The organism is Bacteroides sedimenti (genome assembly GCF_040365225.1).
Lineage (GTDB): Bacteria > Bacteroidota > Bacteroidia > Bacteroidales > Bacteroidaceae > Bacteroides > Bacteroides sedimenti.
Genome location: NZ_AP028055.1, coordinates 1,845,710 through 1,857,070 on the forward strand (window position 1 = coordinate 1,845,710; position 11,361 = coordinate 1,857,070).

The window sequence follows — 11,361 nt, forward strand, 5'->3', positions numbered from 1 at the left end:
ATCAAAAAGGCAACTTATAAATTAATGAATAGGTCGCTCCGAAGTTGGTCGACTTATTATTCCCGAAACCAGGTATATATTCAGGAGTTGAATGTTCATTCTCCTTCACACTAATGCGGGCTTTGTACCTTAACGACCACCCCATCAGAAAGTTTTTGTGCACCTGAGCTCTTATTCCAAATAATAACTCCATCCAATGAGCATTAGTCTTCTCTCCATTGTATACAAAAGGAGTATTATTTGATGTAGGATAAATATCATCGGTTAATGCCGGACCCTTCACATCATAACTAAGCGAGCTGAAGCCATAGCGAGCACCGATATATATGTGACTCAGATTATTCTTTTTATACATCAGATTGTAATTCATCCCTAATCTGAAATATGGAGCAGATGATTGATAAGAAATGCCATTCTTATCCATATCCGTTTTGCCAAATCCAACCTCTGCTATCGGAAAGAAACGATTCTTCAGACTTACATCCACACTCACTTCAGAGCTGATACTATTACCTCCAAACGCCTTGCTTCCTATTCCAAACAAATCTACACCAACAAAAGTACCGTTATACAACGGAATATTCTCCTTAAAAACCTTTAATGGCTTTTTTATTTGCTTCTGTGTCTGAGCAGAAAGCGGGATGGAAAGTACTAACAAAGCCGCCAGACTAATAAAAGAGGCGAATATTCTCTTTTTCATTGATGTCAACTTCTGAATTAATTATTGCTACAGAATCTATCACATGTGAAGTACACTTCACATCTTTTATTTGATGATACATGATTATTCCACAATCCATGGAAAGAAAATGCTCAGTGTTGGTGTGAGTAATCCAAATTGTATCGCTTAGACTCTTCGAGTAATTAAAAACCAAAGTAGTCTGATTACTTGAATAGCTAAGCGGAAGAGTAGCTCCTGAAACCTTGGTCGCTTTATTCAAAATCACTGAATCACCATGAATGGCATTAAGAGCCACAACCGTCAGAGTGTCAAATGCAATCTTCTTTAGCGTACTCTTTTCCACAAAATTGAATTGAGGAGAAGGACGCCCTGATGTGGAACATTTTGTTTCATCACAGGCTGTCAACGCCAAACCGATGACACTGCACAGTAAAGCCACCACACTCAAGTATTTCAATTTACGTTTCATATTCTTATCAAAAGAACCTACAGTTCTTTTTCTATTTTGTAATTATTACGTTCAGGAGCATTGCGGGTTACCAGTTCTCCGACAAATCCTGCCAGAAAAAGCTGAGTGCCGATAATCATGGATGTAAGCGCCAGATAAAAATAGGGAGACTCAGTCACCAGCCTGTATTCATGACCGGAATACATATAATAGAGTTTCGAGGCCCCAACTATAATTACCGAAACAAACCCCAGAAAGAACATCAAAGATCCCAGAAGACCAAAAATATGCATCGGTTTTTTCCCAAATTTTGAAAGAAACCACAGAGATAACAAGTCCAGATAACCGTTCACAAAACGATTCATTCCAAATTTTGTTGAGCCATATTTACGTGCCTGATGATGAACCACCTTCTCTCCTATCTTAGAAAATCCTGCACTTTTTGCCAGATAAGGAATGTAACGGTGCATCTCACCATACACCTCGATATTTTTCACTACTTCATGTCGGTAAGCTTTCAAACCACAATTGAAGTCATGCAGGTTCTTGATTCCAGATACAGAACGGGCTGTTGCGTTGAATAACTTTGTAGGCAAAGTTTTAGATAGTGGATCATAACGTTTTTCCTTCCATCCGGAAACAAGATCATATCCATCTTCCTTTATCATCCTGTAAAGCTCCGGAATTTCATCAGGACTATCCTGTAAATCGGCATCCATCGTAATCACCACATCTCCTTGCGCTTTCCTGAATCCACAGAAAAGAGCCGGTGATTTACCATAGTTCCGACGGAACTTAATCCCTTTTACAGTTTCTGTTTTAGCACTCATCGCCTCGATCACATCCCACGAACGGTCGGTGCTGCCATCATTTACAAAAATAACTTCATAGGTAAAACCATTTTCGTTCATCACCCGATCAATCCAGGCATAAAGCTCGGGGAGCGATTCTTCTTCGTTATACAAAGGAACTACTACAGATATATCCATATTTTTATTCTTTATTATCTTCTTGATTGTTGTCTTCTTGGTTATTGTCTTCTTGATTGTTTATCATGGGTGCATATCTCCTCTTTTTTACAAAGAAAGCTGTAGGAAGAGCAAGTATTGCTCCATAAATCACGTTACTCGAAAGTAATTGCATGGTCATTTGAATAGGACTAAGAGTTCCCATTATTTTTACTGCTAATTTCAGATACGTGTAGACTAATCCCATTGAATCAATCTCTTTTTTTGTATATTTCTGTAACTGCGCATAATAAGAGTTAGCCACGAAACCGTTATCAATATACCTAAAATATATGTAATGTACTACTGAAGTAAACAACGCAGCAAACATATACAGGAATGTAGTGAACAACCAGGCATGACTAAAGCTTATCACCCCATTACAATACCTATTTCTATAGGTCCGAGTAAAATAATACCCTACAAAAGGGACCATTATTGTGAGCAATGAAGAAAAAGAATCCAAAAAGGGTATACTGAATCCAAGCAGAAAAAAAGCAAATTTTATAATCCAAAAAATTCCCATGCAAGTTCCATATTGCATGGCATACTTATTTAATAAGTTCTTATTCTCCATTATCACATTTTATTTTATGCATACAAAAGTACGACTTTTACCCAAAGAAGCATTATGAAATGATTCGAAAATTGCTAAAATGAGCTTAAAGATTATATTTTTCTACCAATATCAGAATAAAAAGTTTTTTTCTTGAGTTCAACTATCTGAAAAGTAGAATCTTACATATTTAACTCTAAAAAAGTTTGAAGACAGGTATTGCAAGGTTAAATAAAATGTCTACCTTTGCACCCGGAAATTCAGAAAAGCTACTGGTTCATATTATAAATCTTACGTGATTTAGGTATTATGTAGAACAAAGAATTTTTCAGCCTGCCTCTTTAGCTCAGTTGGCCAGAGCACGTGATTTGTAATCTCGGGGTCGTTGGTTCGAATCCGACAAGAGGCTCAAAAAAGCATCTCAATTTTTATTGAGGTGCTTTTTTTATTTTATTCTATTAGTAGTGTTTTTAGCCATCGCCTCCTCACTATAGAAAATTGATCTCTGCTTTATTTAAGGAAACAATGACTCTTAATTTCGGTATAATTTCTGCTATATAGGGAATGCTCTAATCACTACTCCGCCGGACATTAACCTATTTATTACAACAATCAAAAAAAATAATATTTTTTTCTTACATAACCACCTGAAATGTAAAGCATTAATTTCACTACATCCAAAAAATTTCAGAAAGGGTATTGCAGGGTTAAATAAAATACCTACCTTTGCACCCGGGTAAGTCCTATACGGCCAGCTCCCTTCGAATCCTCCAGGGCTTGATCGCAGCAAAGGTAGTTGGTTGTAGCGGCGCGATATAGTAAGCTTACCCACCCGCCTCTTTAGCTCAGTTGGCCAGAGCACGTGATTTGTAATCTCGGGGTCGTTGGTTCGAATCCGACAAGAGGCTCAAAAAAAAGCATCTCAATTTTTATTGAGGTGCTTTTTTAATTTCTTAAAGTTTTGGAGATGGAAGTTACCAAAAACATTTCTCTCATTTAATTGTTTATTAATGTTAATCCGTACATTTGCAAAGATTACAAAACTAACATCTTGATATGATTAAGACACTTTTCATTATCGGTTCCGGAAGTTTCCTGGGAGGAATATTGCGCTACCTGCTATCTAAGTTTATGCAGAACAGCATAATCTCCACTTTCCCCATAGGAACGTTTATTGTCAATGTGCTTGGATGCTTCCTTATCGGGTTGTTTTATGGACTCTTCGAACGAGGGAATCTTATCAGTGATGAATGGCGAATATTCCTGACTGTAGGTTTTTGCGGCGGGTTCACCACTTTTTCTACATTTGCCAACGAAAATATATCGTTGCTACGGGATGGCGAATTTCTATACTTTTCTCTTTATGCAGGTTTTAGTTTATTTCTGGGGCTATTAGCAACATATTCAGGCAATCTTCTAACTAAAATATTCTAAGTATGAAATCAAATGGCGAAGCTAAGATATTGCGGATATATACTAGCAATACCGACAAATTCAAACATTCTCTTCTTTATGAAACAATAGTCTTTGCTGCTAAGCGATACGGACTGGCCGGAGCTACAGTCACCAAAGGAATAATGGGATTTGGCTCCAGCAGTATAATTCGTTCGGTTAAATTCTGGGAAATCACAGATAAGCTTCCTATAGTAGTTGAAATGATTGATGAATCTGAAAAAATCGACTTCTTTGTAGAAAAGATCCTCCCTTGGTTTGATTATCTACCCACCGGATGTCTTATCACAGTGGAAAAGACAACTGTAGTTCTTTATAAACAAGGAAATTATAAGAAAAAGAAAAAAATGTGACCAGATAGCTTAATCGAAATGAATATTCTTTAAAATATGTTGTAAAACACATTTTTGGGGGCTGAAAATTTGCATATCAACTCAAAAGCAGTACCTTTGCAATGTGTTTTTCATAGTATTAGATTTAAGGTTAACAAAGATTGGTTGTCGTGATGACAACCATTTTTTTTGCACATACTTTAAATCATAAATAAGAGACAATATCATATTTCTCCTGACATTTACTGTTATTCCATACAACATTCTATTCACATTATATCTACCATTTCATATATCGATCTTCATGAATAGATAATAAGGGTATGCAGCAACAAAATTTCTCGTTTCATTATTTCATTATAACATAAATTTCTATCGGGAAATTATGGAAGTTGCTGATCACACTTGGAATCAGCAAGGAACCATAACAATAAACTATTATATCTTTCGTGGTGAATATATAATAAGCCTGCTAGAAGTATTCCGTTTTACCATTAAATCTCCGATATCAGCACTTAGCAAAACATCAATCCAATAATTTTTATATAGGTAACAAAAAGGATAACAAACTTATAAACAGACTCTTAAATAAAAATACTATCTCTTTTCATCAACTTAACTCAGCTTATTCAAAGATCATGCATAGTTAATTACTATTAATTCCATTTTATTTTCCATTGGAAATTTGTTATATTGGAAATTATACGTATATTTGTATCGGAATTCTAAAGGAATATATTTCCATAAGAATGTAATTTCAGAAAAACAAAAAAACGTGTAGCAATGATGAAAGAATTATTCAAAAAGAACTGGCTCATAATACTGGGAATTGCATTAGGTGCCATAGGGGGATATCTATACTGGAGCTACGTTGGGTGCGCAAGTGGCAGCTGCCCCATCACATCTTCACCAATCATAAGTTCATTGTGGGGTGCAATGATGGGAGGATTACTATTGAGTATGTTTAAAACAGATAAAAAAAGCAATGAATAATATTCTAAAAAACTGGAATGTGGGCCGAATTATACGATTGTTGGCCGGTATTGGACTTACTATTTATGCCTTTGCATCTAAAGAGTATGGATTCTTTATGCTAGCAGGTATATTTCTATTTCAAGGCATCCTGAATATTTCATGCTGCGGACTAGGTGGATGTTCTTCAGGAGAAACCGACAATCAGAAACAAGTATATAAAGGAGAAATTCAAGAATATAAATCGAACCAAAAATGAAAAAACTAGCATTGATTTTATTAATTACAGGAGGAATATTTTCTTCGTGTAACGGACAGGGAACAACTAAAAAAATTGAGAACAAACAAAATATTGAAAATAAACAAAAAACTGAGAATAAGATGAAAACAATCCATTTGACTAAAGCAGAATTTTTAAAGAAAGTTGCCAACTATGAAGCAAATCCTACTGAATGGAAATATTTAGGTGACAAACCAGCCATTGTTGATTTCTATGCTAGTTGGTGTGGACCATGCAAAACAATCGCACCGATTTTAGAAGAACTAGCAGCCGAATACGGTGATAAGATTTACATCTATAAAATCGACACTGAAGAGGAGCAAGATTTGGCTGGCGCATTCGGAATACGCAGTATCCCGTCTTTACTTTTCATTCCAATGAACGGAAAGCCACAAATGGCACAGGGAGCAATGCCCAAAAGTGCATTCAAAGAAGCTATTGAAGAAGTTCTGCTAAAGAAATAAAGATTATGGCACTTACGATTGACAAGAACCGCTGCCCGCAAAATCATCGCTGCCCTTTGCTTAAGGTATGCCCTGTTGGAGCAATCAGCCAGAACGGATTCGGTCTCCCTGTGATTGATGATGAAAAATGCATTGAATGCGGCAAATGTACCCGATATTGTGGTATGCAAGCGGTATATAAAAAATAGGCAACTATATAGTTAAAGAAAATAGTTTATTTCAGAAATTAAAAAGCTGTTTCAAAACAGACGATCACTGTCAAATGGACACCTCGTTGTTTGAAACAGTTTTTTTTAGGGATAATATAAAGTAATTGCGGCCTACAAATATATTTATTCTCACTCATTACAGTAAACACCCCAAATCACCTTAAAGAATTATCGGCAATTCTTCATGAAAAAGATTTTATCAATAATAATCTATTTTTTAAACAGACACTATATATATACAAAAAATGAGCCGGATTACTCCGGCTCATTTGATATGTACAAAAACAGATTAACTAAAAACTATCTTATTTCTTTATCATTTTTTGTTTATAATCACGATTTTCTGTTTGCACTTTTACAAGATAAAATCCTTTTTGCAAGCCATCAACATTTAACTTCACATGCATAGAGTAAGGCTTATCCTGAAGAATTAAACGACCGTTCATATCATAGATTTCTACTCCTAATATTTCTTCTTTTTCGGAATCTATCATCAGGTTATCTACCATAGGATTCGGATAAAGACGAATATCAATCTCCTTCTTCTCATTTACAAGACCAGTTTTCACAAGATTCAACTTATATTGTTCTGGTGCCGGAGTTATGAAGCTATTATCTGCTTTTGGCAGAGCCCATACACCAAGTCTTTCGGAAGTATTTGAAATCACATAAACATTTCCGCTTCGGTCAATTGAAAGACCAGCAGAGTTAGCGCCCATAGCAGGTTTGATTGAATGAAGTCTGGTTAAAGTAGGAATGCCTTTTACGTCGAACGACACATCAAAGATCTTCACTTCGTCTTTACATCCCATTGCCAGTCTCTTGCCATCATAGCTGACAGCCATACCACCTGTATATGAATTTTCAATTAATAAAGGAGTTTTTCCTGAATTAAAGTCAACCATTCCATCAACTCCAATGTGAATCAATGACGGAATATTAGCAGCATCTTCGCCCCTGTATTGAGAAATCCACCAGCCTTGTCGGCCATCAGGTGCAATACATGAATTCATATTTTGTTGCAAATTACCATTCAGAGCATCGTTATAAACAACTTTGCTAGGTGCCTGCTGCCACGGAGTGCTTAATGTACCGATGTTGTATTGAAGCACATTACCAGTGCTTGTAGCAGTGGCATCGATATAATCTTCATCGAAAGTATAAAGTCTGGTATCTTCTTTAGTTCCAAGAACCCAGCAATGGGCAATAGAACCATGTACATTCACACCATTAATGGAAGAGAGCCCTGTGGCAGCTCTTGTAAGCCCTGAGAACACAGGAACAAATGTAGCAGAAGGATTTGCAGGATCCATAACCCATACACCAGAATGAGTATCACTCCAGTCGGTAATAAAGACTTTTCCGTCTTCAGCAACAGCTAAACGCATTGGACTGCTACCAGCGCCCCAAGTTATGCCACCTGCATAGCTAGCTGCTCCCTGATTTGTAACATCCTCCAAGGCTGAGTTCAGAATATATACTCCATCTTTAGTAGTACGGTTGGTAACAGTTCCAGGAGCTGTTTCAGAAGCATATACTCTTCCAAAGAACGGGCTGTTGAATGAATTATCTACCGCAACACCTCTTGGAGAAAAGAACTGCATTTGAGGTTTCGAATTATCAGAAATTTTCACCGGACGATCTACCGGAACTGCAACAGCCTTTATGCTCCAAGAATAAGTACCTTCTTCAGGCAGGTCAGAATAAGCAACTAAAACAGATTGGACACCCTTGGTCATTGGCCCTGCATTAATTGTTTTCACCACTCCGTTATTATCTGAAATAAGGATTTCTACACCTGTAGCATTTTCATTCAATGTAAATTTGAATGAGTACCCATTTTCATTTGAAGTACAAGAAAGTTCAGAAGCATATATATTAGCAACAGCCCCTGCAGGAACAGTTGTCATTCGAGCCATTCCTTGTTTCTGTGCAAGAACCATCATTGTCAGATCATATCCTGTTGCAAAACCGGCCGATGTCATATATGTGGCAGGTGATGTTCCTAATCCATTTTCTGGTAATAACTCGGAAACCTTGACAGCTTTATTAACGCCTTCTGTGATATCAAATAAAACACATCCCGCAGCAGTAGCATCTGATTTGCAATTAGGAGCAACCATATAGACATGTCCTGCACTCCGGAAGAATGAAACACCTGAAGCAAGAGTTTCGAGTGTATACCCAGACTTTTCAGCAAAAGCTCCTTTGTTGATCATGGCAGAACGATCTGCAAGTTCCCAATCAAATTTGAATTCAGTCGGCAACATCTTCTCACCGTCAACAATTAAGTGATCTTTTCCAGTTGGGGATATTGTAAATTTAAAATTCTCGCCCCATACAGATTCTTTATAATTATTGGCATCAAGCATGTATTTGTATCCAAGAGTCTGTCCTTGTTCATATAGCAAACCAATAATACGAATTGCTTTAGAAGTTCCGGTGGTGACTGACGGAATATAAATAGAACATTTCTTAGCAGGTCCGCTTACTGCAAAAGTTTCTCCAACAACTCCGGTTAACCAACTTCCCTGATATTGAGTCTGGAACAACAATGATGGTGCGACTGTATCATTTTCCCACACATACACTTTAAAGAATCTGTTTTTGTTTTCAGGAAGTGAAATTGAGTCTTTGTTACATGCTAACAGTTTTCCGTCTGCAGTAAAATTAATATCACTTAAAGCTAAGGTACCACCACTAACTCCATCTGTTTTCATTTCCCTGATCAACTGAGTTGTTTTTGCATCAACTACGAGGATCTTTGGATCTTTCGTCAATACATACAGTTTTTCATTTCTATAAACTACCTTTCTGATTTTACATGTATCAAGCCATTCTGGATTTGCTGTATTGGTAACAGTGAAATTATAGTGATTCATTGGCTGCATACCAGCTTCCTGCACCGGAGTAACATAATCTTCATAAAGAATTTCCTCTACCGGAAGGTTTGGGTTAACTAACCACATTTTAGCATATGTCGTTGTAGCAGCAGTTACCGTTACTGTTGTATCTTTTGCCTCATGGTTGATAGCTTCAAAACGAAGTTTATAGGTTCCCGGTTGTAAATCGTGAAATGCATAAATTCCGTTATATAAAGTATCTACCTGACATAAATCAAGGGAATCACCTGCTGCGTTCATCAACTTTACTTTTGTTCCATTCAATGGTAACCATTGATCTTCAGAGAATGTCTTATAAACATAATTTGCGTTGTTGATCTTCTCTTTTTGTCCTTTCACAAACCCGGCAATCGTTCCTGTAGCAGGTAAATCGGTTTGAAAATAATCACAAAAATATTTATAGAAATTTGCAGCTTCTAACTTTCTGTAATTCTGGTTCAGCAATCTGTGCGCTTCAGGTTTATAATCATGGAATGATCCTTCTGACAAAAAGCCCGGAACTATCAACGGACGCAAAACTCCAAGTCCGGAGGTATTCCCATAAAAAGAGAAGTCCCCTCTGATATTTGAAGATGTTGTATACGCTGTCCAAACAGTTAACTTATTTGAAATCATTCTGGGCCATGCAGCCTGTGCCATTGGTAAACTTGCTGCAACAGTCGGCTCTGTATCTGTTCCATGGAATAACAAAAGCGGATAATTAGTCCCGGTATTTGTTCCAACAGCATTACTATGAATAGAGAGGAATGCATCGACATTATTCGCATTCGCTTCTTCTGCAATTTCAGAAAGCGAACGGTCGTCCTGATCTCTGTTAAGGGTTCTAGACATAAGTACAGTTGCTCCATTTGCTTCCAGCATATCTCTCAATGCCAAACCTTTCCGTAAATTACTATAAGACTCCCAGAAACCTAAAGTATCATTCAAGGCGTAGGGTATGGTCACAACGTTTCTGTCATTGGCACCATCGTAGCCACCATGACCAGGATTCACATATATTTTTATCCCGGTAAAATCTTTCGCCGTCAGCGAATAAGTGATAACTGCCAGCAGCAGGAATATAATATTTCTTTTCATAGATACTTTTCTTATTTATTCTTCGATTAAATCAACGACATACAATTCTCCGTTCTCAGTATTGAAAGCAATGCGTTTGCCATCTGATGAAGCAGCTGGATACATTGCCATTTTGCCTTGAGGAGCTTCTACTGTTTGTCTTGCCTTACCGTCAACAGTAACCGCAACAAGAACAGACGAAATCAATTTTTCTCCATCGTCCTTGTCGTCCATTCCAACAATCCATCTGTTATTGAGCCATACAGGGGCATTGAGTTTCCCCAGCGACACAACATTTTTTCCTTGTAAATCGCACACAAATGTCCCTTTAGAGGCAACTGTATATACAATTCTTTTTTGGTCGGGTGATATTGATGGCCAAATATAACTAGCTTGAGATCCATTAGGGGCTAACACCTTTCTACTTCCATCTATATACAAAGCAAGCAATCTGTCTTCAACACAAATAATGATAGCTTTCTTCTGGGTTTGAGATGCAGATCTGGGTTTAACCATCTTTTTTCCTTTGACATAAACAGGAGTATTGCCTTGTAATTTAGCAGTAAGAGATTCTCTAGTTGAAGGTACAATCTCATTTTTAGAATCAGAAATCTTTGAATATGACACTAGTGAAGAATATTTTAAATTCTTCTTTAACTCATTCTTCTTATATAATATCGTATTCCCGTCATCACTGATCTGAGTACCATATCCTGCTCCTGGATCATTCGTAATTGTTTTAATACCCTTATTTGCAAAGGAGTACATTTTCAATCCGGAGTAATCAACTCCCGAAAGCAGGATATAATCCCCTTTCGGACTAAACTTGGGGTGATAGACACCACTCAAACCATCTGTACTGATTTTTTCTACAGATTTTATTTGCAGCCGCTGAGCAAATGCAACTTGCCCAAAAAGGACTGCTAGCAATAAAATTTTTTTCATAATATATACTACATTTAAGAATTAGCGGTTACAAATATATCTAAAATTTAACATC

The 11,361-nt window shown here is 37.0% G+C and carries 12 protein-coding genes and 2 tRNA genes; 8 read left to right on the plus strand and 6 right to left on the minus strand.

The annotated features are described in order from the left end of the window. Nucleotide 1: 1 nt before the first annotated feature. The 4 genes from ABWU87_RS07500 to ABWU87_RS07515 are packed head-to-tail and all read right to left on the minus strand — an operon-like array spanning nt 2 to nt 2,714. The gene (locus ABWU87_RS07500) at nt 2–700 is read right to left on the minus strand and encodes a DUF6048 family protein (RefSeq protein ID WP_353334368.1); all 699 of its coding nucleotides are present in this window, start codon (nt 698–700) and stop codon (nt 2–4) included. After that, complete coding sequence (locus ABWU87_RS07505; RefSeq protein WP_353334369.1) at nt 669–1,151, minus strand: DUF6452 family protein; 483 nt, start codon at nt 1,149–1,151, stop codon at nt 669–671. Before ABWU87_RS07505 ends, ABWU87_RS07500 begins: the two co-directional genes overlap by 32 nt. A gap of 17 nt (nt 1,152–1,168) precedes the next feature. Then, nucleotides 1,169–2,119, minus strand: coding sequence for a glycosyltransferase family 2 protein (locus tag ABWU87_RS07510; RefSeq protein WP_353334370.1), 951 nt, complete (start codon nt 2,117–2,119; stop codon nt 1,169–1,171). A gap of 4 nt (nt 2,120–2,123) precedes the next feature. Beyond that, nucleotides 2,124–2,714 carry a DUF4199 domain-containing protein gene (locus ABWU87_RS07515; RefSeq protein WP_353334371.1) on the minus strand — a complete coding sequence of 197 codons (591 nt, stop codon included), beginning with the start codon at nt 2,712–2,714 and terminating at the stop codon, nt 2,124–2,126. Between the two features lie 314 nt (nt 2,715–3,028). Between ABWU87_RS07515 and ABWU87_RS07520 the strand changes: the two genes are divergently transcribed. The 8 genes from ABWU87_RS07520 (at nt 3,029) to ABWU87_RS07555 (ending at nt 6,381) form a co-directional block, all read left to right on the plus strand. Beyond that, a tRNA-Thr gene (locus ABWU87_RS07520) sits at nt 3,029–3,102 on the plus strand. A 425-nt stretch (nt 3,103–3,527) separates the two neighbouring features. Continuing rightward, nucleotides 3,528–3,601, plus strand: a tRNA-Thr gene (locus ABWU87_RS07525). A gap of 148 nt (nt 3,602–3,749) precedes the next feature. Beyond that, on the plus strand, nt 3,750–4,127 hold the full coding sequence (gene crcB / locus ABWU87_RS07530; protein ID WP_353334372.1) for a fluoride efflux transporter CrcB: 378 nt from the start codon (nt 3,750–3,752) through the stop codon (nt 4,125–4,127). 2 nt (nt 4,128–4,129) lie between these two features. Next, the gene (locus ABWU87_RS07535) at nt 4,130–4,498 is read left to right on the plus strand and encodes a DUF190 domain-containing protein (protein WP_353334373.1); all 369 of its coding nucleotides are present in this window, start codon (nt 4,130–4,132) and stop codon (nt 4,496–4,498) included. A 762-nt stretch (nt 4,499–5,260) separates the two neighbouring features. Beyond that, complete coding sequence (locus ABWU87_RS07540; RefSeq protein ID WP_353334374.1) at nt 5,261–5,470, plus strand: DUF6132 family protein; 210 nt, start codon at nt 5,261–5,263, stop codon at nt 5,468–5,470. Then, a complete protein-coding gene (locus tag ABWU87_RS07545; protein ID WP_353334375.1) occupies nt 5,463–5,708 on the plus strand; it encodes a hypothetical protein in 246 nt (81 codons plus the stop codon). Before ABWU87_RS07540 ends, ABWU87_RS07545 begins: the two co-directional genes overlap by 8 nt. Beyond that, nucleotides 5,705–6,193: a thioredoxin gene (gene trxA / locus ABWU87_RS07550; RefSeq protein WP_353334376.1), complete on the plus strand. Its 489-nt coding sequence runs from the start codon at nt 5,705–5,707 to the stop codon at nt 6,191–6,193. Before ABWU87_RS07545 ends, trxA begins: the two co-directional genes overlap by 4 nt. Nucleotides 6,194–6,198: 5 nt before the next feature. Further along, a complete protein-coding gene (locus tag ABWU87_RS07555; RefSeq protein ID WP_353334377.1) occupies nt 6,199–6,381 on the plus strand; it encodes a 4Fe-4S binding protein in 183 nt (60 codons plus the stop codon). A gap of 326 nt (nt 6,382–6,707) precedes the next feature. Here ABWU87_RS07555 and ABWU87_RS07560 read toward each other — a convergent pair whose 3' ends face one another. Together ABWU87_RS07560 and ABWU87_RS07565 are read right to left on the minus strand one after the other, a co-directional pair. After that, nucleotides 6,708–10,382, minus strand: a complete 3,675-nt coding sequence (locus ABWU87_RS07560) for a T9SS type A sorting domain-containing protein (RefSeq protein ID WP_353334378.1) — start codon at nt 10,380–10,382, stop codon at nt 6,708–6,710. Nucleotides 10,383–10,397: 15 nt separating this feature from the next. After that, the gene (locus ABWU87_RS07565) at nt 10,398–11,306 is read right to left on the minus strand and encodes a hypothetical protein (protein WP_353334379.1); all 909 of its coding nucleotides are present in this window, start codon (nt 11,304–11,306) and stop codon (nt 10,398–10,400) included. Between the last annotated feature and the right edge of the window lie 55 nt (nt 11,307–11,361).

What these genes read in the sequence shown, in the direction of transcription:
- ABWU87_RS07535 (WP_353334373.1), top strand. Translation starts at nt 4,130, where the DNA reads ATGAAATCAAATGGCGAAGCTAAGATATTGCGGATATATACTAGCAAT.
- ABWU87_RS07540 (WP_353334374.1), top strand. Translation starts at nt 5,261, where the DNA reads ATGATGAAAGAATTATTCAAAAAGAACTGGCTCATAATACTGGGAATT.
- ABWU87_RS07545 (WP_353334375.1), top strand. Translation starts at nt 5,463, where the DNA reads ATGAATAATATTCTAAAAAACTGGAATGTGGGCCGAATTATACGATTG.
- trxA (WP_353334376.1), top strand. Translation starts at nt 5,705, where the DNA reads ATGAAAAAACTAGCATTGATTTTATTAATTACAGGAGGAATATTTTCT.
- ABWU87_RS07505 (WP_353334369.1), bottom strand. Translation starts at nt 1,151, where the DNA reads ATGAAACGTAAATTGAAATACTTGAGTGTGGTGGCTTTACTGTGCAGT.
- ABWU87_RS07560 (WP_353334378.1), bottom strand. Translation starts at nt 10,382, where the DNA reads ATGAAAAGAAATATTATATTCCTGCTGCTGGCAGTTATCACTTATTCG.
- ABWU87_RS07500 (WP_353334368.1), bottom strand. Translation starts at nt 700, where the DNA reads ATGAAAAAGAGAATATTCGCCTCTTTTATTAGTCTGGCGGCTTTGTTA.
- ABWU87_RS07565 (WP_353334379.1), bottom strand. Translation starts at nt 11,306, where the DNA reads ATGAAAAAAATTTTATTGCTAGCAGTCCTTTTTGGGCAAGTTGCATTT.
- crcB (WP_353334372.1), top strand. Translation starts at nt 3,750, where the DNA reads ATGATTAAGACACTTTTCATTATCGGTTCCGGAAGTTTCCTGGGAGGA.
- ABWU87_RS07555 (WP_353334377.1), top strand. Translation starts at nt 6,199, where the DNA reads ATGGCACTTACGATTGACAAGAACCGCTGCCCGCAAAATCATCGCTGC.
- ABWU87_RS07515 (WP_353334371.1), bottom strand. Translation starts at nt 2,714, where the DNA reads ATGGAGAATAAGAACTTATTAAATAAGTATGCCATGCAATATGGAACT.
- ABWU87_RS07510 (WP_353334370.1), bottom strand. Translation starts at nt 2,119, where the DNA reads ATGGATATATCTGTAGTAGTTCCTTTGTATAACGAAGAAGAATCGCTC.